18 protein-coding genes, 1 tRNA gene and 2 pseudogenes are annotated in these 24,632 nt (G+C 61.8%); 15 read left to right on the top strand and 6 right to left on the bottom strand.

Annotated features, from left to right (window positions below; translation table 11 throughout):
* Positions 1-141: 141 nt before the first annotated feature.
* A complete protein-coding gene (locus tag Q1X90_RS05830; RefSeq protein WP_300767962.1) occupies positions 142-1,188 on the bottom strand; it encodes an aminotransferase class I/II-fold pyridoxal phosphate-dependent enzyme in 1,047 nt (348 codons plus the stop codon).
* A gap of 469 nt (positions 1,189-1,657) precedes the next feature.
* A complete protein-coding gene (locus Q1X90_RS05825; RefSeq protein ID WP_300767947.1) occupies positions 1,658-1,885 on the bottom strand; it encodes a hypothetical protein in 228 nt (75 codons plus the stop codon).
* Between the two features lie 251 nt (positions 1,886-2,136).
* Here Q1X90_RS05825 and Q1X90_RS05820 point away from each other — a divergent pair.
* A pseudogene (locus Q1X90_RS05820) lies at positions 2,137-2,877 on the top strand (glycosyl hydrolase 53 family protein); the annotation flags it as partial.
* A gap of 176 nt (positions 2,878-3,053) precedes the next feature.
* Here Q1X90_RS05820 and Q1X90_RS05815 read toward each other — a convergent pair.
* A tRNA-His gene (locus Q1X90_RS05815) sits at positions 3,054-3,129 on the bottom strand.
* Between the two features lie 490 nt (positions 3,130-3,619).
* Here Q1X90_RS05815 and rpsL point away from each other — a divergent pair.
* The 10 genes and pseudogenes from rpsL (at position 3,620) to gmk (ending at position 15,749) form a co-directional block, all read left to right on the top strand.
* Complete coding sequence (rpsL, locus tag Q1X90_RS05810) at positions 3,620-3,991, top strand: 30S ribosomal protein S12 (protein ID WP_003813881.1); 372 nt, start codon at positions 3,620-3,622, stop codon at positions 3,989-3,991.
* Between the two features lie 5 nt (positions 3,992-3,996).
* Positions 3,997-4,467 carry a 30S ribosomal protein S7 gene (gene rpsG / locus Q1X90_RS05805; RefSeq protein WP_300767550.1) on the top strand — a complete coding sequence of 157 codons (471 nt, stop codon included), beginning with the start codon at positions 3,997-3,999 and terminating at the stop codon, positions 4,465-4,467.
* Positions 4,468-4,497: 30 nt separating this feature from the next.
* The gene (gene fusA / locus Q1X90_RS05800) at positions 4,498-6,627 is read left to right on the top strand and encodes an elongation factor G (RefSeq protein ID WP_300767548.1); all 2,130 of its coding nucleotides are present in this window, start codon (positions 4,498-4,500) and stop codon (positions 6,625-6,627) included.
* Between the two features lie 171 nt (positions 6,628-6,798).
* Complete coding sequence (gene tuf / locus Q1X90_RS05795; protein WP_300767546.1) at positions 6,799-7,998, top strand: elongation factor Tu; 1,200 nt, start codon at positions 6,799-6,801, stop codon at positions 7,996-7,998.
* 205 nt (positions 7,999-8,203) lie between these two features.
* Positions 8,204-8,767 carry an elongation factor P gene (efp, locus tag Q1X90_RS05790; protein WP_300767544.1) on the top strand — a complete coding sequence of 188 codons (564 nt, stop codon included), beginning with the start codon at positions 8,204-8,206 and terminating at the stop codon, positions 8,765-8,767.
* Positions 8,768-8,779: 12 nt separating this feature from the next.
* Positions 8,780-9,349: pseudogene (gene nusB, locus Q1X90_RS05785) on the top strand (transcription antitermination factor NusB); the annotation flags it as partial.
* Between the two features lie 243 nt (positions 9,350-9,592).
* Positions 9,593-10,801: a glutamine-hydrolyzing carbamoyl-phosphate synthase small subunit gene (gene carA, locus Q1X90_RS05780; RefSeq protein ID WP_300767541.1), complete on the top strand. Its 1,209-nt coding sequence runs from the start codon at positions 9,593-9,595 to the stop codon at positions 10,799-10,801.
* Complete coding sequence (gene carB / locus Q1X90_RS05775) at positions 10,794-14,168, top strand: carbamoyl-phosphate synthase large subunit (RefSeq protein WP_300767540.1); 3,375 nt, start codon at positions 10,794-10,796, stop codon at positions 14,166-14,168. Before carA ends, carB begins: the two co-directional genes overlap by 8 nt.
* A 70-nt stretch (positions 14,169-14,238) precedes the next feature.
* Positions 14,239-15,075: an orotidine-5'-phosphate decarboxylase gene (gene pyrF / locus Q1X90_RS05770; protein ID WP_300767960.1), complete on the top strand. Its 837-nt coding sequence runs from the start codon at positions 14,239-14,241 to the stop codon at positions 15,073-15,075.
* Between the two features lie 56 nt (positions 15,076-15,131).
* On the top strand, positions 15,132-15,749 hold the full coding sequence (gene gmk / locus Q1X90_RS05765; protein ID WP_300767538.1) for a guanylate kinase: 618 nt from the start codon (positions 15,132-15,134) through the stop codon (positions 15,747-15,749).
* A gap of 127 nt (positions 15,750-15,876) precedes the next feature.
* Here the strand turns inward: gmk and Q1X90_RS05760 are convergent, their stop codons facing one another.
* The 3 genes from Q1X90_RS05760 to ilvD all read right to left on the bottom strand — a co-directional run bounded on the left by Q1X90_RS05760 (position 15,877) and on the right by ilvD (position 19,107).
* Complete coding sequence (locus Q1X90_RS05760) at positions 15,877-16,239, bottom strand: hypothetical protein (protein WP_300767536.1); 363 nt, start codon at positions 16,237-16,239, stop codon at positions 15,877-15,879.
* 256 nt (positions 16,240-16,495) lie between these two features.
* Positions 16,496-17,071 (bottom strand): TetR/AcrR family transcriptional regulator C-terminal ligand-binding domain-containing protein, encoded by a 576-nt coding sequence (locus tag Q1X90_RS05755; RefSeq protein WP_300767534.1) that lies wholly within the window; start codon positions 17,069-17,071, stop codon positions 16,496-16,498.
* 173 nt (positions 17,072-17,244) lie between these two features.
* Positions 17,245-19,107 carry a dihydroxy-acid dehydratase gene (gene ilvD / locus Q1X90_RS05750; protein WP_300767532.1) on the bottom strand — a complete coding sequence of 621 codons (1,863 nt, stop codon included), beginning with the start codon at positions 19,105-19,107 and terminating at the stop codon, positions 17,245-17,247.
* Between the two features lie 182 nt (positions 19,108-19,289).
* Between ilvD and rpoZ the strand changes: the two genes are divergently transcribed.
* The 4 genes from rpoZ to Q1X90_RS05730 all read left to right on the top strand — a co-directional run bounded on the left by rpoZ (position 19,290) and on the right by Q1X90_RS05730 (position 24,579).
* Positions 19,290-19,574 (top strand): DNA-directed RNA polymerase subunit omega, encoded by a 285-nt coding sequence (gene rpoZ / locus Q1X90_RS05745; RefSeq protein WP_300767529.1) that lies wholly within the window; start codon positions 19,290-19,292, stop codon positions 19,572-19,574.
* Positions 19,575-19,744: 170 nt separating this feature from the next.
* Entirely contained in the window at positions 19,745-20,959 is a 1,215-nt protein-coding gene (gene metK / locus Q1X90_RS05740) for a methionine adenosyltransferase (protein WP_300767526.1), read from the top strand.
* A 54-nt stretch (positions 20,960-21,013) separates the two neighbouring features.
* On the top strand, positions 21,014-22,297 hold the full coding sequence (locus tag Q1X90_RS05735; RefSeq protein ID WP_300767524.1) for a class I SAM-dependent methyltransferase: 1,284 nt from the start codon (positions 21,014-21,016) through the stop codon (positions 22,295-22,297).
* Positions 22,279-24,579, top strand: coding sequence for a primosomal protein N' (locus Q1X90_RS05730; RefSeq protein ID WP_300767522.1), 2,301 nt, complete (start codon positions 22,279-22,281; stop codon positions 24,577-24,579). The genes Q1X90_RS05735 and Q1X90_RS05730 overlap by 19 nt, the downstream gene beginning before the upstream one ends.
* Positions 24,580-24,632 lie beyond the last annotated feature (53 nt).

The following is a 24,632-nucleotide window of genomic DNA, read 5'->3' as shown; positions in this document are numbered from 1 at the left end:
GGGATGATGGGTTCGCCGATGTCCGTGATTGGGGTCGACCATGGCCATTGGCCGATCGTCCCTGTGTCGTGACGGATCTCCCGTGTCATGACGGATCCACGCGAATCATCGAAAGGTCATGTGACCCGACGGATTACGTGATCACAGCAGGTCGATGAGCCGCCGCGTCTGATCGTCGGTGGTCGCCCAGCTCGTGCAGATGCGCATCAGGGAACGTCCGTCAGCCAGGACCTCCATGAACCCCAGGCGGACCTGCGCGGTCAGGTGGGAGACGGTGGGACCGTCCAGCGCGACGAAGATCTGGTTCGTCGACGACGGGTGCATGATCTCATAGCCCTTGTCCGTCAGGGCCTTCCGGATCGTGTCGGCCTGCCGGTCGGCGTTCCCGGCGATGTCGAGATAGAGACCGTCGTCGAGCAGCACGTCGAACTGGGTTCCGAGGAGCCATCCCTTTGCCAGCAGAGCCCCGTGGCGTTTGATCAGCGCGGTCATGCGGTTCACGGGAGCACCGTGGGGGAATACTGCGGCTTCGCCGAACAGTGCCCCGACCTTCGTGCCGCCGATCGTGAAGGCGTCCGCGAGACGGGCGATGTCGGCTGCGGTCATGTCGCATCCGGTGGCGGCCAGCGCGTATCCCAGACGCGCGCCATCGACGACCAGCGGCAGATGATGGGTGCGGCAGACCCGTGACAGACGCTCCATCTCGTCCAGACCGTACAGGGTCCCGTATTCGGTGGACTGCGAGATGTAGACGCAGGACGGCACGGCCATATGCTCGTTGTTGTCGTCGGCGTCGAAGACGTCGCACAGCGACTCCAGATCGTCGGGGTCCATCTTTCCGTCATGCTCGGGCAGGGTGATGACCTTGTGGCCGGAGGCTTCGATGGCCCCCGCCTCATGGGTGTTGACATGCGCGCTGGCGACCGCCACGACAGCGCCGAAGGGCGGGGCGATGGCGTCGATGATGGTCTGGTTGGCCTGGGTGCCGCCCACGAGGAAGCGCACGTACGCATGGGGCTGTTCGATCCAGCGTCTGATGCGCTCCGTGGCCGAGCGGCACGTGTCATCCGTGCCATATCCGGTGCGCGGCATGAGATTGCCGGCGGACAGTGCCTCCAGAATGGCGGGATGGGCACCCTCGCCGTAGTCGTTCTCGAAGGAGAGGACGGATGTGGTGGGTGCGGGCATGCCCTCCGGGGTGCCTGAGGTGCCGGGGGTGTCTGAGGTGCCGGACGTGGTGGTGGTGGGAGCGGTCAATGGGAGCCTCCGGACGGGAATGGTCGCATATGGTGCGTGGGGCTCAATGGTACGAACCGCTGCACCGATGGTCCGAACCGTTGCGCTGGGCGAGAAACGCGTAGTGTCATAAGGCCTGCCATATCCCGTCGTTGTCCCGGCCACGATCAAGACCATGGTCATCGTCGTGGCGATCGCTGTTATATTGGCGCGCGTCCCGCAGCGACGAACGAAAGCGCATCATGCATCAGCATACCAATCCGGATCCGAATGCCCCCGCTCACGATCGGCAGCATGGCGACGGGGGAGCGGACGCCGTCGCGAAGAGAGTTCGCCGTCATCGATTCGCCAAAGCGGTCGCAGCGGTCGCCGGCATCCTGGTCGTGGTCCTGGTGGCTCAACTCGCCGTCGCGCAGTTCTACTATCGCGAGGATCCCTCATACACTCCCGCCGCCAGCACGATGCCGTTCCGGAACGCCCTGTCCGTCAGCCCCTTCTCCGACCGCGCCTTCGCGAACGGATACGAATACAAGGTGGGATCGCGGACGATCTCCAATCGGGAGGAGCTCGAGAAGGCCTTCATCGATGCCGGAGCGACGGAGATGTATACGCGCATCGCGACGAAACGGCATGTCACGTCCAGTGACATGGTCGATGGCGAATACGATTCGAACGCGAACGTCTACACTCTCGATCAGGGTCTGGCAACGGCCCGGCTGGCGGCCAAACTCGGCATCGACCTTAATCCCGAGATCATGACCGCCTACACCTATATGGACATGGACAGGCAGCAGGCTCCGGATTTCTCGCAGTATCCCTCAGTGGTCAAACTTCAGCATGGCAAATCGTGGAGCGAGCTGACGCTCGACGAGATGGACCGTCCTACGTGCATACGGTCGCTTCGTGGCCGGACGGATCCTGGACACCGGAGCGACAGTCAAGGTGTGGAACATCGGGAACGAGGCCAACTATGGGTTCGCCGGCGTCAGCGTCGGCCTGAAGACGGCGGTCAATCCTGCACTCGCCAAGGTACCGAGCTGGATGACCTATATGCTTCCCATTTTCGCGACGGACTGGCTCGCGAACAACGTGTGGAAATACAACGCCAAACAGATGCAGGCCGTGGCCGATGGAATCAGGGACGCCTACGCCGATCGTGGCAGGTCGAGCAGGGGACTGCAGTTCTCGACCCATATCGCGAGCGTCGTATCGACGGTGAGCGGCGCCGTGAAGTACTACCGCACGCTGCAGAAGAACGGTTTCGATGTCTCGGTGGCGGGAATCAGCTTCTATCCAAGCGCCCCGGCACTGTACCTCAACAAAATCACGATGTTCAAGAAGATGGTGGAACGCATCAATCAGGAGACCGGTCTGCGCGTGTTCGTGGCGGAATACTCCTATCCCTCGGGGAAGGCCTCCGGCCCGTATGCGGGATGGTCGCAGACGGTTAAGGGCTATCCGCATACGGAGAAGGGGCAGGCCACGCTCTACCACGATCTCGTCACGTGGGGCAAGTCGCATGGTCTGGCGGGGATTCGATACTGGGCCCCGGATTACCGGGGATGGGGGACCATGTCGATGTTCGACTATGGAAAGTATGGTGCGACGGCGAAGAAGATACTGACCGACCAGATTCGGTGACGGCCGCCGTTCCGGCCATGATGCCCCATGCGCATTCCGTTCCCTCATGCATACCCATGAGGGAACGGAATGCGCGGGAGGCGCCTGCAACCGTGGTCATGACCGAACATGTCATGGAAACATCGTGAAGAGCAAAGAAAAGACCCCCGGAAACCTAATGTTTCCAAGGGGTGAAGTGGGGTGGCTAACGCGGTTCGAACGCGCGACCTTCTGAACCACAATCAGATGCTCTACCTGCTGAGCTATAGCCACCATGCGGCCTGCCACTGCTGATGAGTGGCACGCAACAGATGGATACTATACCCGATTTGCCGATTCCTCGCGCCGGCGCGTCGCGTCATGGCCTTCTGACCGTATCGTCTTCGGGTTCTCGGGCATTCCGGCAGGACGGGACGCCGCCACCGTCTGCATGGAGGAAACGCGATGTCCGATCATCGGAGGGATGCGCGGTTCACGACATCACGGGAATGACGATTCGGCGTCGACGGTGGAGTGTCGTATGTCAGCATGTCCGGTGCCGTGCTATAATGGAAAGCTGTGTGTGCCGCAGGTGCGCCTTATGTGACAGGTGAATCCGCGGGATATCCCCGAATCCGATGAACGTCCGCAGCAATGCGTCATGGGAGGATGAGGGGCCATCGGGCCGGTGGACTGGGCTGCTTTCTTCCGAGGATGTTGTCGGGTGGAGCGCGGTGCGGCGGTTCCACGAATACAAAGAAAACAACGAATCGGAGAACCAGAGTTGCCTACTATAGAACAACTTGTCCGTAAAGGACGTCAGGCCAAGCCGAAGAAGTCCAAGACTTTGGCCCTTAAAGGAAGCCCGCTGCGCCGCGGCGTGTGCACCCGTGTCTACACCACCACCCCGAAGAAGCCGAATTCGGCATTGCGTAAGGTCGCCCGTGTGCGCCTGAGCTCCGGCATCGAGGTCACCGCCTACATCCCCGGTGAGGGACACAACCTGCAGGAGCACTCCATCGTGCTCGTCCGCGGTGGTCGTGTGAAGGATCTTCCCGGTGTCCGCTACCACATCGTGCGTGGCGCGCTCGATACCCAGGGAGTCAAGGACCGCAAGCAGGGTCGTTCCCTGTACGGCGCAAAGAAGGCGAAGTAGATACCATGTCACGTAAAGGACCTGCCAAGAAGCACCAGCTGCTGCCCGATCCGATCTATGGCTCGACCGTGGTGGCGCAGCTCATCAACAAGATCCTCCTCGATGGAAAGAAGTCCATCGCCGAGGACATCGTCTACTCCGCGCTCGATATGGTCAAGGAGAAGACCGACCAGGAGCCCGTCTCCGTGCTCAAGCGCGCTCTGGACAACATCCGTCCCAGCCTCGAGGTGCGTTCCCGTCGAGTCGGCGGCGCCACCTACCAGGTGCCCGTCGAGGTCAAGCCCGTCCGCGCGAACACGCTGTCGCTGCGCTGGCTGACCGACTTCTCCCGCGCCCGCCGCGAGAAGTCCATGGCCGAGCGTCTCGCCAACGAGATCCTCGACGCCTCCAATGGTCTCGGAGCCTCCGTCAAGCGGCGTGAGGACACTCACAAGATGGCTGAGGCGAACAAGGCCTTCGCCCATTACCGCTGGTAATTCCGAGAGTCGAAAGCGAAGGGACCTTTTATGGCACTAGACGTGCTCACGGATCTCAATGAGATCCGCAACATCGGCATCATGGCGCATATCGATGCCGGCAAGACCACGACCACGGAACGCATTCTGTTCTATACGGGCAAGAACTACAAAATCGGCGAGACCCATGATGGCGCCTCGACGATGGACTTCATGGCCCAGGAACAGGAGCGTGGAATCACCATCCAGTCCGCGGCCACCACATGCTTCTGGAACCGTCAGACCCACGACACCGATCAGAAGTTCCAGATCAACATCATCGACACCCCCGGCCACGTGGACTTCACGGCCGAGGTCGAGCGCTCGCTGCGCGTCCTCGACGGTGCCGTGGCGGTGTTCGACGGCAAGGAGGGCGTGGAGCCCCAGTCCGAGACTGTGTGGCGTCAGGCCGACAAGTACGGCGTGCCCCGCATCTGCTTCATCAACAAGATGGACAAGCTCGGCGCGGACTTCTACTTCTCCGTCGACACCATCAAGAAGAAGCTCGGCGTGACCCCGCTCGTCGTCCAGCTCCCCATCGGAGCCGAGAACGACTTCAAGGGCGTCGTCGACCTCATCCGCATGAAGGCGTATGTCTGGAACGACGTCTCCGGCGATCTTGGCGCCCACTACGACACCATCGACATCCCCGAGGATCTTCAAGACAAGGCCGAACAGTATCGTTCCGAGTTGCTTGACCAGGTCGCGGAGGCCGACGACGAGCTGGTAGAGAAGTATCTCGAATCCGGCGACCTGTCTGAGGCGGAGATTCGCAGCGGCATCCGAAAGCTCACCATCACCCGTCAGGCCTACCCGGTTCTGTGCGGATCCGCGTTCAAGGACAAGGGCGTTCAGCCCATGCTCGACGCGGTCGTGGACTACCTGCCCAGCCCCGAGGACGTTCCCTCGATCGTCGGATACAAGCCCGGCGACGAGTCCGTGGAGATCGATCGCAAGCCCACCGTCGACGACCCGTTCGCCGCGCTGGTCTTCAAGATCTCGACCCACCCCTTCTACGGCAAGCTCGTGTTCGTGCGCGTCTATTCGGGAAGCATCAAGCCCGGCGACAACGTGCTCGACTCCACGAAGGGCAAGAAGGAGCGCGTCGGGAAGATCTTCCAGATGCACGCCGACAAGGAGAACCCCGTCGACGCGGCCGAGGCCGGCAACATCTACACCTTCGTCGGTCTGAAGAACATCACCACCGGTGACACGCTGTGCGCCGAGAAGGCCCCGATCTCCCTGGAGTCCATGACCTTCCCCGATCCCGTGATCGAGGTCGCCGTGGAGCCCAAGACCAAAGCCGACCAGGAGAAGATGAGTCTGGCCCTCGCCAAGCTGTCCGACGAGGATCCGACCTTCCAGGTCAAGACGGACGAGGAGTCCGGCCAGACACTGATCTCCGGAATGGGCGAGCTTCAGCTCGACATCATTGTCGACCGCATGCGACGTGAGTTCAAGGTCGACTGCAACGTCGGCAAGCCTCAGGTCGCGTACCGCGAGACGATCCGCAAGGCTGTCATGAACCAGGAGTACACGCACAAGAAACAGACCGGTGGCTCCGGTCAGTTCGCGAAGGTTCTCATGAACTTCGAGCCGTTGGACACCGAGGCGGGCGAGACCTACGAGTTCGCCAACGAGGTCACCGGCGGCCACATCACCAAGGAGTTCATCCCCTCGATCGATGCGGGCGTGCGTGAGGCCATGGAATCCGGAATCCTCGCGGGATTCCCCGTGGTCGGAGTCAAGGCGACCGTCACCGACGGTCAGATTCACGACGTCGACTCCTCGGAGCTCGCCTTCAAGATCGCCGGCTCCATGTGCTTCAAGGAGGCCGCTCACAAGGCCAAGCCCGTGATCCTCGAGCCCATCATGGCCGTCGAGGTCCGTACTCCCGAGGAGTACATGGGCGACGGCATGGGAGATCTGAACTCCCGTCGAGGCAGCATCCAGTCGATGTCCGACGCCACCGGCGTCAAGGTCATCGACGCCAAGGTGCCGCTGAGCGAGATGTTCGGCTACATCGGCGACCTGCGTTCCAAGACGCAGGGGCGCGCCATGTTCACCATGCAGATGGACTCGTACGCGGAGGTTCCCAAGGCCATCGCCGACGAGATCATCAAGGCCCAGCGCGGCGAGTGACACACCCGTCGACTCACCGTTCCCGTGTCTCCGGTCGGCGTTATATTCTTAGCGCTGACTGGGTTCGGGCACGGTGAGTGGCAAACAACCCAGAAACCCAGTAATATGTAGCGAGTGCCCGGACCGCCGACGTACGGGCAGTCTACAAGACGTCCAGGAGGACAAAACACAATGGCAAAGGCAAAATACGAGCGCACCAAGCCGCACGTTAACATCGGCACCATCGGACACGTCGACCACGGCAAGACCACACTGACCGCGGCCATCTCCAAGGTGCTGCACGAGGAGTACCCGGATCTCAACCCTGAGTACGACTTCAATCAGATCGACGCCGCTCCCGAGGAGCAGCAGCGCGGCATCACGATTAACATCGCGCACATCGAGTACCAGACCGCCAAGCGCCACTACGCCCACGTGGACTGCCCCGGACACGCCGACTTCGTGAAGAACATGATCACCGGCGCCGCCCAGATGGATGGCGCGATCCTCGTCGTCGCCGCCACCGACGGCCCCATGGCCCAGACTCGCGAGCACGTTCTGCTCGCCCGTCAGGTCGGCGTCCCGAAGATTCTCGTCGCCCTCAACAAGTGCGACATGGTCGAGGACGAGGAGCTCATCGAGCTCGTCGAGGAAGAGGTCCGCGACCTTCTCGACGAGAATGGCTTCGACCGCGACTGCCCGGTTATCCGCACCTCCGCGTACGGCGCGCTGCACGATGACGCTCCGGACCATGAGAAGTGGGTCCAGACCATCAAGGATCTGATGGATGCCGTCGACGACTACATCCCGACCCCCGTGCACGATCTCGACAAGCCCTTCCTCATGCCCATCGAGGATGTCTTCACGATCTCCGGCCGCGGCACCGTGGTCACCGGTCGTGTCGAGCGTGGCCGTCTTCCCGTCAACTCCACCGTGGAGATCGTCGGAATCCGTCCCACCCAGACCACCACCGTCACCTCCATCGAGACCTTCCACAAGCAGATGGACGAGGCCGAGGCCGGCGACAACACCGGTCTGCTGCTCCGCGGCATCAACCGCGAGCAGGTCGAGCGTGGCCAGGTCGTGGCCGCCCCGAAGTCCGTGACTCCTCATGACAAGTTCGAGGGTGAGGTCTACGTCCTGACCAAGGACGAGGGCGGCCGCCACTCGCCGTTCTTCTCGAACTACCGCCCTCAGTTCTACTTCCGCACAACCGACGTCACCGGCGTTATCTCCCTGCCCGAGGGCGTCGAGATGGTCCAGCCCGGTGACCACGCCACCTTCACCGTCGAGCTGATCCAGCCCGTCGCCATGGAGGAGGGGCTGACCTTCGCAGTTCGCGAGGGTGGACACACCGTCGGCTCAGGCCGTGTGACCAAGGTTCTCGAGTAGTAGTCGGACAACCGACGCAACGTGGCGGCACCGTTCGCCACGGTCAGCCTAAGGCGCCGCATCGGTTCCTCACCATCATCCTCGATAGGGGACGGAGGAACCGTGCGGCGTCTTTCGCATCTATTCTCCACGCGTCGTGGCATAATGACCAAGGCGTTTTTCCGAGCGATACCGCTCGCAAGCAGACAACAAAAGGTGACTATACGTGGCACAGACTACCAATGACATCAAGAACGGTTCCGTCCTCAACCTCGATGGACAGCTGTGGGCCGTCATCAAGTTCCAGCATGTGAAGCCCGGCAAGGGGCCGGCCTTCGTCCGCACCACGATCAAGAACGTCCTGTCCGGAAAAATCGTCGATCGGACCTTCAACGCCGGAATGAAAATGGAGTTCGAGACCGTCGACAACCGCAACCTCCAATATTCCTACGAGGACGGCGAGAACTTCGTCTTCATGGATATGACCACCTACGATCAGATCTTCATACCGAAGACGCTGGTCGGAGATCAGAGCAAATACCTGCTTGATGGCACCGACTGCGTGGTGAGCTTCCATGATGGGACTCCGTTGAGCGTTGAGCTTCCGGCTTCCGTGATTCTCACGATCACGCACACCGAGCCCGGACTCCAGGGCAACCGGTCCAATGCGGGGACGAAGCCCGCGACAGTCGAGACGGGTGCCGAGATTCAGGTCCCACTCTTCGTCGGCGAGGGCGAGAAGGTCAAGGTGGACACGCGCGACGGATCCTACCTGGGCCGTGAGAACTGACGGGATTCGGCGATGGCACGGTCAACGGCCCGCAAAAGGGCTTTGAACACGTTGTACGAGGCCGATGAGAAGGGACAGGACATCCTGTCCCTTCTTTCGGAGAGGCTAGAGGTCCCGGGAGCGCAGACCCCTCTTCCCGATTACGCGGTCGAGATGATAACGGGAGTCGCGAAGAACATCAGGGACATCGACTCGCTTCTTAACGAGCATTCCACCGGTTGGAAGGTCGGCCGTATGGCGGTGGTCGACCGCAACATCCTGCGCATCGCGGTGTGGGAGATGGTGTATAACGACGAGGTCCCCGACGCTGTGGCCATTGACGAGGCCTTGGGCCTGGCTAAGACGTTGAGCGACGAGGACTCGCCAGCGTTCATCCATGGACTGCTGAGCGCGGTTGAGGCCGATTCCGAGGCGCGGGAGAGGGCGTTGGAGGATGCGAGGGCACGGGAGAGGGAAGCGCTTGCTCCCGCCGTCGCTGTGTCCGACGAGTCCGCAGCGAACCCCACGGGCGGAATCGACGCGGCCGATGGTACCGGCGAGCCCGATACATCGGACAAGGCGGACGAGGAGGCTTCGGCATCGCCGACCGCAGACACGTCGGATGATCTGAAGGAGTCCGGAGAATCCGCGGACGATACCGCCGCGGAGGCCGGTCAGGACGACTCCATCGACTTCGACGATCTTGTTCTCGAGGATCCCCTCGATATCCCCGCCGACGACTCGCGGGACGATGACGAGGAGGATGGCGACGAGAGCGGCCATGACGAGGGAATCGAGTCCTAACCGGCCGATACCCTAGGTGCGAATGACCCGACGGGAGGGATTGTGGCGAACGCACGCGACATCACGACGAATGACCCATCAGACGAGGAAGCCATTCTGGTCCTTGAGGACGGGACGGTGTACCGAGGCGGGGCATATGGCCGTCGTGGAAGGACAACCGGGGAGATAGTGTTCGCCACGGGAATGACCGGATATCAGGAGACGCTGACCGATCCCAGCTACGACCGACAGATAGTCGTGCAGACCTTTCCCCACATCGGCAACACGGGGGTCAATCATGAGGACTCCGAGTCGTCCCGCGTGTGGGTCGCGGGATACGTGGTGCGCGAGCCCAGTCCCATATCAAGCAACTGGCGCTCCACAGGATCCCTCGAAGCCGAGCTCGACGCACAGGGAATCGTGGGAATAAGCGGGATCGACACCCGAAGTCTGGTGAGGCACCTGCGCTCGGCCGGAGTCATGAGGGCCGGCATCTTCTCCGGTGAGGACATCGGCCCCGATGCCTCCGTCGATTCCCTGCTTGAAAGCGTTCGCGCGACTCCGGTGATGAAGGGCATGAGCCTGTACGACGAGGTGAGCACGGGGGAGACCTACACCGTGGAGCCCTGCGGCGACCATGAGGGTGTCGAACCGTTGTTCACTGTCGCGGCCGTGGATCTGGGTATCAAGTCCATGACTCCGCACAGGCTGGCCGAGCGGGGTTGCCGTGTCCATGTCGTGCCGTCGACGTCGAGCATCGAGGACATCGCGGCACTTAATCCCGATGGCGTGTTCTTCTCCAATGGCCCCGGGGATCCCGAGCAGGCGGCTCCCGAGGTCGACCTGCTGCGCAAGGTTCTTGACGCGGGCTATCCGTTCTTCGGCATCTGCTTCGGCAACCAGCTTTTGGGCCGTGCTTTGGGCTTCGGAACATACAAGCTCAAATTCGGCCATCGCGGCATCAATCAGCCTGTGAAGGATCTGACCACCGGCAAGGTGGAGGTCACCGCGCACAATCATGGATTCGCCGTGGACGCGCCCGTTGGCGATCCGGTCGCGTCACCCTACGGCGACGGGCAATACGGCCGAGTCATGGTCTCGCACATTGACCTCAACGACGACGTGGTCGAGGGACTCATGTGCCTCGACATTCCGGCCTTCTCCGTCCAGTATCATCCGGAGGCAGCCGCCGGGCCTCATGACGCCTCGTATCTTTTCGACCGTTTCGTGGATCTCATGCGCACGTCCAAGGAGGAGAGCCTCAATGCCTAAGCGCACCGACATCAAATCAGTGATGGTCATCGGTTCGGGGCCGATCGTCATCGGGCAGGCAGCCGAATTCGACTATTCGGGGACGCAGGCCTGCCGTGTCCTGCGCGAGGAGGGCATCCGGGTCATACTGGTGAACTCCAATCCCGCCACGATCATGACGGATCCCGAGATGGCGGACGCGACGTACATCGAGCCCATAGCCACCCCGATCCTTGAGAAGATCATCGCCAAGGAACGTCCTGACGCGCTTCTTCCGACGCTGGGCGGGCAGACCGCCCTCAACGCCGCGATGGATTTGGGACGGGCCGGAATCCTCGACAAGTATCATGTCGAGCTCATCGGGGCCTCCCTTGAGGCGATCGACAGGGGAGAGGACCGAGAGCTTTTCAAGAAGGTCGTCGAGGACGCCGGAGCCGAATCGGCGCGGTCGTTCATCGCGCATTCGCTCGACGAGGTGAACGCGATCGTCGAGGATTTGGGATATCCGGTCGTAGTTCGTCCGAGCTTCACCATGGGCGGACTGGGATCGGGGATCGCCCACAATCGTGAGGAGCTCGATCGCATAGCCGGTGCCGGACTGCACTATTCCCCGACGAATGAGGTCCTCGTCGAGGAGGGCATCGAGGGGTGGAAGGAGTATGAGCTTGAGCTCATGCGCGACCGCAACGACAACGTTGTGGTCGTATGCCCCATAGAGAACGTCGATCCCGTGGGCGTCCACACTGGTGATTCCGTGACGGTCGCGCCGATCTTCACCCTCACCGATCGTGAATATCAGCGCATGAGGGATATCGGCATCAAAATCATCCGTGGAGTCGGCGTCGACACCGGAGGATGCAACATCCAGTTCGCAGTCAATCCGCAGACCGGACGGATCATCGTCATCGAGATGAACCCCCGCGTCTCGCGCTCCTCGGCACTGGCGTCCAAGGCCACGGGTTTCCCCATCGCCAAGATCGCGACCAAGCTCGCCCTGGGATACACGCTGGACGAGATCCGCAACGACATCACACAGTCCACCCCCGCGAGCTTCGAACCCACCATCGATTATGTGGTCACGAAAGTTCCCCGGTTCGCCTTCGAAAAGTTCCCCGGAGCGGACCCCACTCTGACGACATCCATGAAATCCGTGGGCGAGGCCATGGCGCTGGGAGGCAACTTCCAGGAGTCGCTTGGCAAGGCGATGAGGTCGATCGACAAGCGGCATATGGGGTTCTCATGGGATGGCGACCGCCCCGATGAGGAGGAGACGAGCGCCCTTCTTGAGCGTATGCACACCCCGACCGAGCAGCGTTATCTTCAGCTTCAACGGGCGTTGTGGGGCGGGGCGACGGTCGAGCAGATATTCGCGGCCACCAAAATCGATCCATGGTTCCTTGAGCAGTTCGCGATGATCAACGAGATGGCGATGCGCGTGAGGTCGTCCGAAATCCTCACTCCAGCGCTGCTGCTCGCGGCGAAGAGGGTTGGACTGTCCGATGTGCAGATCGCCCATCTGCGTCATCTGGGCGACGCGGGAGAGGACACCATCCGCGAGCTGCGATGGAACTACGGCATCCGTCCCGTCTACAAGACGGTCGACACATGCGCGGCGGAATTCGACGCGGTCACACCCTATTACTACTCGTGCTACGCGGATGAGTCGGAGCTGCGGCCCCGCGACCGTGAGGCGGTCATCATCCTGGGATCCGGGCCGAACAGAATCGGTCAGGGCATTGAATTCGACTACACCTGCGTGCATGCCGTTCAGGAGCTGGGCAAGACCTATGACACGATTATGGTCAACTGCAACCCGGAGACGGTGTCCACGGATTACGACATGTCCGACAGGCTCTATTTCGAACCGCTGACCTTCGAGGACGTGCTGGAGATATATGAGGCCGAGCTTCGTATGGGACCGGTCAAAGGCGTGATCGTCCAGCTCGGTGGCCAGACGCCCCTGTCTCTCGCCGCGCGGTTGAAGGCCGCCGGGGTGCCGATTCTGGGGACGTCCCCCGAGGCCATCGATCTGGCGGAGAACCGCGAGTTGTTCGGCGATGTCCTGCGCGAGGAGCATATGAACGCTCCGCGCTACGGAACCGCTCTCAGCCTGGATGAGGCGCGCGAGGCGGCTCATTCCATCGGATATCCGGTGCTTGTCCGACCAAGCTACGTTCTTGGTGGCCGCGGCATGGAAATCGTCTACGATGACGACCAACTGCAGACGTATGTCAACAAGGCTCTGTCCCAAGCCAAGGACGACACTGTTGTGTCGGGGCGGTTGCCGTCGCCGCTGTTGATCGACAAGTTCCTGCAGGACGCCATCGAGGTCGACGTCGATGCCCTCTATGACGGGCAGGAGCTCTACATCGGCGGCATCATGGAACACGTTGAGGAGGCGGGAGTCCACTCCGGCGACGCCGCGTGCACGCTTCCCCCCAGCACGTTGTCGGACGATCAGATCCAGCGGCTTCGCGAGGGGACGCTGGCCATCGCCCGCGGGTGCCGTGTCCGGGGTCTTATCAATGTGCAGTACGCCTTCATGGCCAACACCCTGTACGTCATCGAGGCCAATCCCCGCGCGTCCCGCACCGTGCCCTTCGCGTCCAAGGCGACGGGGGTCGCGCTGGCCAAGGCGGCTGCCCGGATCATGGTCGGGGAGACGATATCCCAGCAACGCGCCAACGGTCTTCTTCTGCCCCAGGGAGACGGGGGAGTCATGCGTCCGGGGCAGCAGGTCGCCGTCAAGGAGTCCGTCCTCCCGTTCAAGCGTTTTCGCACGCCTGTCGGGCGCACGGTCGACATCCTGCTGGGGCCTGAGATGCGGTCCACGGGCGAGGTCATGGGATTCGACCGTGACTTCCCGCACGCGTTCGCCAAAAGCCAGCTCGCCGCATACGAGGGGGGACTTCCCACCAGCGGCAACGTCTTCCTGTCCGTCAACGATTCCGACAAGAAGCAGCTTCCCCTTATGGCCATCAGGCTGGTCGAGTTGGGATTCAGGATCTGGTCCACCGAGGGGACCGCGTCGGTTCTCAGACGATACGGCATCGAGTCGCACATCGTTGACAAGATCACCTCGCGTGTGGATTCCGAGGGAGAGCGTTCCATGGTGGTCGACCATGCGTCCGGAAGCGTGGGCAAGAACGTCGTCGAGCTCATCGAGGATGGAACCATCGATATGGTTCTCAACACGCCGAACTCCCGTGGTTCGCGATCCGACGGCTATTCGATCCGCGCCGCCGCCATCGCCGCCGATCTGCCGCACTTCACCACGATGACCGAGTTCTCGGCGGTGCTTATGGCGATCGAGGCGGTTAAACGCAACGATTATCAGATCATGAGCATCCAGGAGCACTCGCAGCAGCTTTTCGCGATGGAAGGCTGAGTGCCAGATGACGGCGAATCCCAAGGGCGCGACGGCGGGCGAGGATTTCGGGCAACGGCTCAGCCGGTCCATGGCGACGTATGGACCGCTGTGCATCGGGATCGACCCGCATAAGAACATCCTGTCCCAATGGGGTTACAACGTCGATGCGGAAGGTGCGGAGCTGTTTTCCATGCGCATGCTTCAGGCCGCCAATGGGCGTGCGGCGGCGGTGAAATTCCAGAGCTCCATGTTCGAACGGTACGGTTCGCGAGGATTCGCGGCTTTGGAGAGGGTTCTCTACGCCGCACGCCAGATGGGGGTGATCACCATCGTGGATTGTCTGCATGGTGGCCTTCCCACGACGATTTCGGCCATTGGGGATGCCTATTTCTATCCCGATTCGCCCATGCGTGCCGATGCGATCACCTTGCTTCCCTATTACGGAGCGAGGTCTCTCAGTGGTCTGATCGCCACTGCTTTGGACAACAACAGAGGGGTGTTCGTCGCGTCGTTGACGTCGAACCAGGAGGGTGCGAGCCTTCAGACGGCGATTCGTCAATCAGGGGACTACGCCGGACATACCGTGGCATACGGCATCGCAAAGAACGCGCAGAAATACAATGCCTCGTCCACGTCGATGGGATCGGTGGGACTGATCATCGGAGCCAACATCGGACAGTGGATGCAGGATGGAGGAGTCGATCCGGCGCAGTTCACCGGACCGATTCTTTCGCCGGGCTACGGATGGCAGGGCGCGGAGGCCGATGACCTGCGCACGGTTTTCAAAGGAACGAAAGGCAATGTGCTGGTGACCGTATCCCGATACATCGCGGCGCATGGACCGGATATATCCGCACTGGCTTCCGCGGCGGAGTCGATTGCGTTGGATGTTCGACAGGCACTGCTGGAGGTGATGGACGAATGAGTGGTGGGCAATCCCGGAGCGCCATGATGAATGTCCGTGATTGGAAAGGCCATGATATGACGGATGCTGACGGAAACGTCGGGGATGCGTCGCGGCGTCTCATCGTTCTGACGGGGCCGACGGCTGTGGGCAAGGGAACCGTCGAGGCTCGGCTGCGTGAGGACCATCCCCAGGTGTGGGTGTCCGTGTCTGCCACGACCCGCGCACCGCGACCCGGAGAAGTCGACGGTGTCAACTACTGGTTCCTCACGGAGAAGGAGTTCCTCGAAAGGGAGCGTGAGGGACTGTTTCTGGAGACTGCGGTGGTTCACGGCCTGGCTCACTATGGGACGCCGCTGCAACCGGTTCTCGAGCACCTTCGCAGTGGTGTGCCCACGATTTTGGAGATCGATCTGCAGGGAGCCCGTCGGGTCAAGGAAAGCTCCGCGCAGCTCGGACTGGAAGTGGTGTATGTTTTTCTCGCGCCGCCCAGTTTCGACGATTTGGCGACTCGTCTTCGCAAACGTGGGACCGAGACGGAGAGCGAGCGCTTGCGTCGGCTGGAGACGGCGAAGGTCGAGCTCGCGGCGGAATCCGAGTTTGATGTCACGATAGTCAACGACGATGTGTCTCATGCGGCCGACGAGCTGTGGGCTGTCATCGCGAAGGAGTATGAACTGCCGCGACAGAACTGATCGGCGGCAGAAACGGCAGAAACCGATACGATGCAGTGACTATGGGACATAAGGCGATGCCCTGCATCTCAGCCCGGGGGGAGAGGGCTGAGATGCAGGGCATCGCCTGAATGGTTATCCACAAGAACTATTTTTGGGCGGGAGCGGACTCGGTGGACGTCGACAGGGTAGTCGCGGCAAGAATCACCACGACCACAGAGAGAATCCATGTCCACCAGGCACCGCTGCCTGTGGAGAATCCGCCGAACCACGGAGTGAAGAATGTGAAGGCGGACATAATGATCTGCACCCACTCGGAAGTCTTAGAGCTTGCCGTAGCTAGCGCCCATAGTGCGACGACCGCGATGATGATGCCCATGACAATCGCCCAAGTCGATCCCTGGGTGAATTCGGCGAACAGGGGTGTGAGCGCCAGCAGCACGCCCAGCACCAGATTCGTCCAGTCCTGCCAGGTTTTCCAATTGCGATTATCGGATGTTTCTGAGGACATGGCCTCTCTCTCCTTTCGAAGTGCTACGAAAATTCGTATCGATACGAAAAATCGTAGCGCAAAAGTGGAAAAAGTCAACCTATGAAGCGCCCCATCACCGATATGCGACGGTGCTCATGAGATGACGGGTGATGGGTCATAAAAGCGTGTCATCGAGGAGAAACGGCGGGCAGGACGAGGCATGGTGGAGAAAGGAGGCGCACGGGCAGGCGCAAAGAACTCAGCTCATTCCGTCGGATTATGCCGCCACCGGGAATCATCGGGAATCTGCGTTGGAGGCGGCGAGGGCACGCCACAGAATGCGTGCCTCCCTGTCCGCCCAGGGGGACGGGTCCTCTCCGCGAGAGGCGCCCACAATCAGGGATCCGAGGATGTTGTCCATGACGGCGGTGACATCGGTGTCCGAACGAAACACGCCAGTGTCGACGCCTCTGCGGACGAAGGCCTCGGCCGCCCGTCTTGTTGGGGACACCAATGAGGATTTAAGTTGTGTGACCAAAGGGTTATCCGACGCGATGATCAGGCCAAGAAGCCGTATATCGATATGTCGGTCAAGTGAATGGGCGAATCGAGACAGGAGAACGGTCAGATTGTCTCGCGAGGGTTCCAGATCGAGCGACAAAGGGATGAGTTCCGACATCATCGTGGACATCCCATCGACAAGTTCGGAGCTGTTGCGGTACCGGCGATAAATCGTCGTCTTGGCCACTCCCGAAGTGTCGGACACCGACTGGATACTGACGGGCCGTGTCCCGGCGGCCGCAAGACGCAGAACGGCGTCGGCCAGTCTTCTGTCCACATCCTCGCTACGCTGACTCCGCGTCCCCATCATTCCCACCCTTTCTGACACGTCTGCCGACATCCGATGAATGCGTCGGCTTACGGGCGCAGAACGGCCCCCTTCGCATCCATCCTTAGAGTAGTGCGAAGAGGGCCGTCCTGCGTGTTATGAAGCGGTGAAAGGCGAAGGCAGAGAGAAGTGTCCCCGCCGTAAACCGCCTATCGTCACCGTAGTCCTGATAGCTTGTCTATCAGTTCGGGATCCCTAGTGGCCCCTTTGTCGGCCGAGCGAGCGAAGGCCGCATAGGCCTTCAGCGCCTGGGACACGTGGCGGTCGCGATGGGCGACATAGCCGTCGCCCTCCTCGAGCTCGCGCCGACGCTGTGCCATCTGATCCTCCGTCAGTTCCACGTTGATGGTGCGATTGGGGATGTCGATGTCGATGAAATCTCCATTGTGGATGAGCGCTATCGGGCCCTTGTTGGCTGCTTCGGGAGCGACATGGCCGATGGCGAGTCCCGAGGATCCTCCCGAATACCGCCCATCGGTAATCAGGGCCACATCGCGGCCGATTCCCTTGCCCTTGACGAACGAGGTCGGGTAGAGCATCTCCTGCATACCCGGTCCGCCCTTGGGCCCCTCATAACGAATCACCAGCGCCTGCCCCGGCTTGAGCGTGTTGTCGAGGATGACCTTGATGGCCTCTTCCTGAGATTCGACGATCAGCGCGGGACCATGGAACTTCCAGATCTCCTTCGGCACTCCGGCCGTTTTCACCACGCAGCCGTCGGGGGCCAGGTTGCCGCGGAGGATGGCCAATCCGCCCTCCTCGACGGCGGGATGATCGATGTCATGGATGGCGCCGTTGACCCGGTCCGTGTCCAACGAATCGAAAAGGGTCTCGTGGGTCCAGGGTTCGGGCGAGACGATGTGTCCGGGGGCGGCGCGGAAGAATTGCCGCACCTCGTCTCCGCATGTGTCGCGCATGATGTCCCAATCGTCAAGCTTCGCCTCAAGGCTGGGATAGTCGATGGAATGCGTGTCCCTGTGGAGCTTGCCCGCTCGATCGAGTTCTCCGAGGATTCCCGGTATGCCGCCAGCGCGATGGACGTCGGATATCTCCCACTGACCGGATGGCGATGCCTTGCAGATGCAGGGGACGGTGTGCGAAATGCGTTCGATGTCGTCGAGCGTGAAGTCCACGTCGGCGCTCTGGGCGGCGGCGAGGATGTGCAGGACGGTGTTCGTGGAGCCTCCCATGGCGACGTCCATCGTCATGGCGTTGTCGAACGCGTGCTTGGTGGCGATGTTGCGGGGGAGGACGGAATCGTCGTCATCCTGGTAGTAGCGGTTCGCGAGGGTCACGATCATCTCGCCGGCCTTCTCGAACAGCTTCTTGCGGTATGCGTGGGACGCCAGAGTGGTGCCGTTGCCGGGGAGGGCGAGGCCCAAGGCCTCGGTGAGGCAGTTCATCGAGTTTGCGGTGAACATTCCGGCACAGGATCCGCAGGTGGGGCAGACCGTCTTCTCATAGGCGAGGAGATCCTCGTCGGAGACGTTGTCGTCGGCGGTGGCGTACATCACGTCGATCAGATCGGTGCTTTTCTTCACAGTTCCGTCGGACAGCGTGGTCGATCCGGCTTCCATGGGGCCGCCGGACACGAAAATCGTGGGAATGTTCAACCTCAGCGCCGCCATGAGCATGCCGGGTGTGATCTTGTCGCAGTTCGAGATGCAGATCAGCGCGTCGGCGCAGTGCGCGTTCACCGAGTATTCGACCGAATCGGCGATGATGTCCCTGCTCGGGAGGGAGTACAGCATGCCGGTGTGTCCCATGGCGATGCCGTCGTCCACGGCGATGGTGTTGAACTCGCGTGGGATTCCGCCGGCCTTCTTCACGGCCTCGGACACCAGACGCCCTACCTTGTTCAGGTGGACGTGGCCAGGGACGAACTCGTCGAAGGAGTTCGCGATCGCCACAATGGGCTTGCCGAAGTCCTTTCCATCCACGCCGGCCGCACGATACAGGGCGCGTGCTCCGGCGAACACCCGTCCGTTCATCAGTTTTGCAGATCGCATTTCAGCCATGCCCCCCAGTTAAGTGCCTGAGCGCGACCGCGCCCGCATGGTGGCCGAATAGTGGAATCCACGATGCCAGACGGCGGGGAATCGCACTCATATGGATAAAATCCCCGTAGTGCACTAAAGTGAGAGGATTGACGGCGTTCATGGCAACGCGTCCATGCGCCTAGGAAGATTTGGAGAGCTACATGGCATTCGGCACCGAACCAACACCCACCGGGCTTGCGAGCCCGTCCATCGACAACCTTATGAAGCACGCTGACTCCCAGTACGCTTTGGCGATTTTCGCGGCCAAGCGCGCGCGTCAGATCAACGACTATTTCACGCAGCTCAATGAGGGTCTGCTGCAGAACGTGGGTCCTCTGGTGGAATACCAGAACCAGGAGAAGCCGTTGTCCATCGCCTTCCGCGAGATTGACGAGGGACTGCTTGAGGAGACGCTCGGCGAGGACGATCCGACCGAGGGCAACTGATTCTATGTGTGTCAGGTGTGGGGCGGTGTTCGCCGGTCCCACGCCGGCCGTCCTGCAGAGACATGCATATAAGGTCTAAAGATCCACGCGCGATCGGGAGCGCCATCGCCGCGGAGTCGCGCGTCGATCCGCGTCGGTGGCGCGTTCAGGTCAAGGTGAGGTGAGGTTGTATGGAGCGACGTTTGATTTCCGCGGAATCGGTCACGGAGGGGCACCCGGACAAGGTGTGCGACCAGATTTCCGATGCGATTCTGGATGATCTTCTCCGGCAGGACCCGCATTCGCACGTGGCGGTCGAAACGTCTGCGACGACGGGACAGTTCTTCATCTTCGGCGAGGTGACGAGCGAGGGTTACAGCGACGTGCAGTCCATCGTGCGTTCGGTGGTCCGCAACATCGGATACACCAGCTCCTCCATCGGACTCGATGCGGATTCCTGCGGTGTTCTGGTCGCATTGACGGCCCAGAGCGCAGAGATCAACCAAGGGGTGTCACGGCTGAACGCCAAGCAGGAGTCGACGGCCTCGCGCGAGGAGCGGTACGAGGCTCAGGGGGCCGGAGACCAAGGGGTGATGTTTGGATACGCCACCGATGAGACCGCGGCGTTGATGCCTCTCCCCATACATCTGGCGCACAGGCTCGCCTGGCGTCTTGCCGATGTCAGGAAGCGCGGGGTCGTGCCCCATCTTCGTCCGGATGGCAAAACGCAGGTCACTGTGGAATACGATGATTCCGGCGTGCCGGTTCGAATCGACACGGTTCTCGTTTCCACGCAGCATGACCCCGAGGTCACGCATGATTGGCTTCTTGACAGACTTACCGCTGAGGTCATCAATCCTGTTCTCGATGAGGTCTGCGGGGATTCCATACGGCACGACGACTTCCGCGTTCTGGTCAACCCGACCGGATCGTTCGTTTTGGGAGGGCCCGCCGCCGACGCCGGACTCACGGGGCGCAAGATCATCGTCGACACCTATGGGGGCGCCGCCCATCATGGAGGCGGTGCGTTCTCCGGCAAGGATCCCAGCAAGGTGGACCGGTCGGCGGCGTATGCCGCGCGGTGGGTCGCCAAGAACATCGTGGCCGCGGGTCTGGCCCGCCGCGTGGAGGTTCAGGTGGCTTACGCGATTGGTGTGGCGGATCCCGTGAGCGTGAACGTCGAGACCTTTGGCACGGAGCGTGAGGGATTGACCCGCGACGATATTCAGAGGGCCGTGCGCGAGGTGTTCGATCTGCGGCCGGCGGCGATTATCGATGAGCTTGATCTGTTGCGTCCGATTTATGGAAAGACGGCCGCATACGGGCATTTTGGACGCGACGACGAGGATTTCACCTGGGAGCGAACCGATAAGGTCCAATCCCTCCGTGACGCCTTGGAGCGATAGGGTGCAGATGACGGCATAAGCCATGCCGGCGTCGATGATGATCAAGGAGGTCATATGACGGCGATGTCAGTGGCGGATATGGCGGGTCTGTTCCTCAGACCGGGGGCGCCGATTCGGATCGAGGCCTTCGACGGATCGAGTCTGGGGTCGGCCGACGCCCCTGTGTGCATTCAGGTCCGCAATTCACGGGCCGTGTACTACATGGCTCAGCATCCGGGTGAGTTGGGGCTGGCCAGGGCCTATCTTCAGGGCGACATCGATTCCCCGCAACTGGTGCCGGGCGACCCCTATGAGGTGTTCAAAAACCTCACCGCCGTCAAACCTTATGTCCGCCGGCCGAATCCGTTGCACATCGCCCGAGCGCTGGCCGCCATCGCGTCGCATGGTGTGCGTGTTCCCCAGCCTCCGGCGATTGAAGGACCAGGACGGCTGAAGCGTCTCAGCGAGGGCCTTGTTCCTCACAGCAAGGCCGGTGACGCGGCGACGGTGAGCTATCACTACGACCAGTCCAATGAGTTCTACGCGCTGTTCCTTGGCCCCTCCATGACCTACACATGCGCGCTGTTCGACTCTCCTGAAACGTCCCTCGAGGACGCGCAGTGGGCCAAGCTCAACCTCGTCCTCGACAAGCTGGGACTCAAGCCTGGCGATCGCCTTCTCGACATCGGCTGCGGCTGGGGGTCCATGGAGATCCTCGCGGCCAAGAGGGGGATCCACGTTCTTGGAGTCACACTTTCGCAGGAGCAGGTGACGTGGGGACAGGAATGGATTCGTCGCGAGGGGCTTGAGGAGCTTGCGGAGATCCGGCTCATGGACTACCGGGATGTTCCAGAATCCGGCTTCGACGCCGTGTGCTCGCTGGGGATGATGGAGCATGTCGGAATCAAGCATTATCCGATGTACTTCCGGGAGATCTTCGACAAGCTCAAGCCCGGCGGCATGCTGCTCAACCACCAGATCACCAGAACAAACTCGTATGTCGGCAAGTCTGCTGGTCCGTTCATCGACCGGTACATCTTTCCCGATGGACAGCTGGCATCCCCCGGAGAGATCGAGACGAAGATCCACGACACAGGATTCGAGGTCGTCCATGAGGAGAATCTGCGCCAGCATTACGCGCTGACGCTGCATCATTGGAACGCCAACCTCCAGAAGCATTGGGACGAGGCCGTGCGGATGGTCGGGGAGCCCAAGGCGCGTCTGTGGGGTCTGTACATGGCGGGATGCGCGCTGAACTTCGAGCTCAACAACATACAGATCCATCAGTATCTCTGCGTGAGACCCGGGGATGATGGAACGGATTCGTATCCATTGAGACCATGGTGGGAAGCCCGCTGAGATCCGATTCTCCTGCTTCCGGAGGCGCGGAGCCGTCCGCCGATGACAGACCGGTCGCGGACCAGCCCGCGCTGGCCGGCTTGGCGCCGCGCCGCCGGAAGCGATCCGGACAATCCTTGAGACCTGCTGGTGTGGATCCTGTCGCGCATGTGGTTCTCGACGTCCAGGCGGTCCATCTTGGCGTGGATTTCGACTATCTGATACCCGAGCGGTTCAGCGAGTCGGCCGTTCCAGGAAGCCTTGTCCGCGTCCGTTTCGGAACGCAGCGCGTCAACGGCGTTATATGGAGCCGGTCGCGCGAAAGCCACCTTCCGCTGTCTGAGCTCAAACCCATCACACGGGTTCTCGCGCCGCGCCTTCTTCCCGCGGATTTCAGGTCCGACATTGAGGCCATCGCCGATGCGTATGGCGGAACGCGGTCCAACATCCTCAGGCTTGCCGTTCCTCCCCGCTCCGCTGCCGTAGATTCCCGATGGGGGGATTCCGCCGACCGGGGGCGCGCGCGGCCTACGGAGGTCGATGACACGATTCGACGGCAGGTCCAGGCGCAGAGGCTTGAGATGGCGGGTCTGTACGACAGAGCCGAAGAGATCCCGACCTCGTTGGATTCGAGGCGTTTCGCGGCTTTCGTCATGGATTCGGCGCCTGGGGTGGACCAGTGTGAGACGGCGGTCGCATGGATTGTGGGGGAGGCGATCGTCCGGGGTGTTCCGGCTGTCGTCGTGCTCCCCACCATGCGGAGCGTCGACCGTGTGGCGTGGATTTTGCGGGGATGGGGATTGACGGTTTTCGGTGCGGGTTCTGCGCCGTGTTTGGACGATGATGGATCGGACATCGTCGTCATGGCCGGCTCCATGCCTCCCGCGCATCGGTATCAGGCCTTCAGGCTGGCCGCCGATGGTCGTGCGCGATGCGTTCTTGGCCCCCGTGCCGCGATGTACGCGCCGGTGTCGGGACGGGCGCTTTTCGTCGTCATGGATGATTGCGCCTATCAGCAGGCGGACGGCATGATGCCCTACGCGCAGGCCCGGGGCGTTATGCGGTTGAGGGCTCACAGCCACGATGGCGTGTTCGTGTCGGTGTCTCGCACGAGAAGCGTGGCCGGTGAGTGGGAGTGCGGGAACGCATCCGGCGTAGGGGCGACTTGCCCGGTGGAGGGCCCCTCATCCGAGATACGCCCCACACGCCGGGCGATCGCGCGTTTCGAGCCGGCTTTTCGGTGGCTGAATCGGGAGAACCTCACCGCCTGGGGGGATCCGACGGTCGGAGCGAGGATACCGCGCACCGCGGCGCGTGTGCTTGAGAAATCGGCGCATCAGGGCCCCGTGCTGCTGTCCATTCCACAGGATATGGCGGTTCCGGTGTTGGGGTGCGTGTCGTGCCACAGGAGGGCCTTGTGCAACCGGTGCATGGGGCCGCTGGCCGAAACGGCGGGTGGCGCGCCTCGGTGTCTGTGGTGCGGCGCTTCGGCGTCGACGGGATGGGCGTGCCGCCATTGCGGTGGACGTCGGATGGCTCCCGTGCGTGTCGGCGCGGCGGGAACGGTTCGTCAGATCTCGGCCCTCTTTCCTGACGTTCCCATCGCGGTGTCCTCGCCGTCATCTCCGGATGGATTGCTTCCGTTGATTGACGACGCCCCCCGTGTCGTCGTGGCCGTCCCTGGATACGAGCCTCGCATCCGTTCCGCGACGGGCGGGGAGGGTGCATATGGAGCGGTCGCGATTCTTGATGCGTGGACGAGCCTGTACGCCCAGGGAATCGACGCGCGTTATGACGTCCTCATGAATTGGATGCGCGTGCTGTCCTACGCGGCCGGTGCGGCTGGGGGCGGCCGGGCCATGCTGATCGGCGAGACCGATCCGCTGCTGGTCAGGGCATTGGAATCGTGGGACGGTTCCCTGTTGGCCGCTCATGAGATGGACGAGCGCGCTCAGACGGGGCTTCCGCCGTCAGTGTGCGCGGCGTCGGTGTGGGGTGCCCGGCCTGCCGTCATGGGTGTGCTGAGACGAATGGGGGCCTGGGGAGGCGATATCGGGGAGCTGCGTCTGGCGGATGGATCCACCGTGCCCTCGGTTTTGGGGCCGGTTCCCATGCCACCCCCCAGAACCTTGGATGCGCGCGAGCTCGAGGAGACCCGCGACCGGGTCAAAGCCGTGGTCAGGGTGCCCCATCGTCTGCGCTCCGAACTGGCACGACGACTGCGTGAGCAGAGCGCATGGCATATGGCCAGACGGGAGCCCGGCGAGCTGAGATTCGCGGTGGATCCCAAGGACTTCCTGTAGATTGGGCGCATCGTCGTCTAGAATCATGTGACGTGTCGCCGGGCGGTCACGAT

The organism is uncultured Bifidobacterium sp., assembly GCF_949292005.1.
Classification (GTDB): Bacteria; Actinomycetota; Actinomycetes; order Actinomycetales; family Bifidobacteriaceae; genus Bifidobacterium.
Note: the sequence above shows the minus strand (reverse complement) of the source record. Positions and strands in the feature narration are given on the sequence as shown.

What these genes read in the sequence shown, in the direction of transcription:
- Q1X90_RS05830 (WP_300767962.1), bottom strand. Translation starts at nt 1,188, where the DNA reads ATGCCCGCACCCACCACATCCGTCCTCTCCTTCGAGAACGACTACGGC.
- Q1X90_RS05825 (WP_300767947.1), bottom strand. Translation starts at nt 1,885, where the DNA reads ATGTCACTGGACGTGACATGCCGTTTCGTCGCGATGCGCGTATACATC.
- rpsG (WP_300767550.1), top strand. Translation starts at nt 3,997, where the DNA reads ATGTCACGTAAAGGACCTGCCAAGAAGCACCAGCTGCTGCCCGATCCG.
- fusA (WP_300767548.1), top strand. Translation starts at nt 4,498, where the DNA reads ATGGCACTAGACGTGCTCACGGATCTCAATGAGATCCGCAACATCGGC.
- tuf (WP_300767546.1), top strand. Translation starts at nt 6,799, where the DNA reads ATGGCAAAGGCAAAATACGAGCGCACCAAGCCGCACGTTAACATCGGC.
- carB (WP_300767540.1), top strand. Translation starts at nt 10,794, where the DNA reads ATGCCTAAGCGCACCGACATCAAATCAGTGATGGTCATCGGTTCGGGG.
- pyrF (WP_300767960.1), top strand. Translation starts at nt 14,239, where the DNA reads ATGGCGACGTATGGACCGCTGTGCATCGGGATCGACCCGCATAAGAAC.
- gmk (WP_300767538.1), top strand. Translation starts at nt 15,132, where the DNA reads ATGACGGATGCTGACGGAAACGTCGGGGATGCGTCGCGGCGTCTCATC.
- Q1X90_RS05760 (WP_300767536.1), bottom strand. Translation starts at nt 16,239, where the DNA reads ATGTCCTCAGAAACATCCGATAATCGCAATTGGAAAACCTGGCAGGAC.
- Q1X90_RS05755 (WP_300767534.1), bottom strand. Translation starts at nt 17,071, where the DNA reads ATGATGGGGACGCGGAGTCAGCGTAGCGAGGATGTGGACAGAAGACTG.
- ilvD (WP_300767532.1), bottom strand. Translation starts at nt 19,107, where the DNA reads ATGGCTGAAATGCGATCTGCAAAACTGATGAACGGACGGGTGTTCGCC.
- rpoZ (WP_300767529.1), top strand. Translation starts at nt 19,290, where the DNA reads ATGGCATTCGGCACCGAACCAACACCCACCGGGCTTGCGAGCCCGTCC.
- metK (WP_300767526.1), top strand. Translation starts at nt 19,745, where the DNA reads ATGGAGCGACGTTTGATTTCCGCGGAATCGGTCACGGAGGGGCACCCG.
- Q1X90_RS05735 (WP_300767524.1), top strand. Translation starts at nt 21,014, where the DNA reads ATGACGGCGATGTCAGTGGCGGATATGGCGGGTCTGTTCCTCAGACCG.
- Q1X90_RS05730 (WP_300767522.1), top strand. Translation starts at nt 22,279, where the DNA reads ATGGTGGGAAGCCCGCTGAGATCCGATTCTCCTGCTTCCGGAGGCGCG.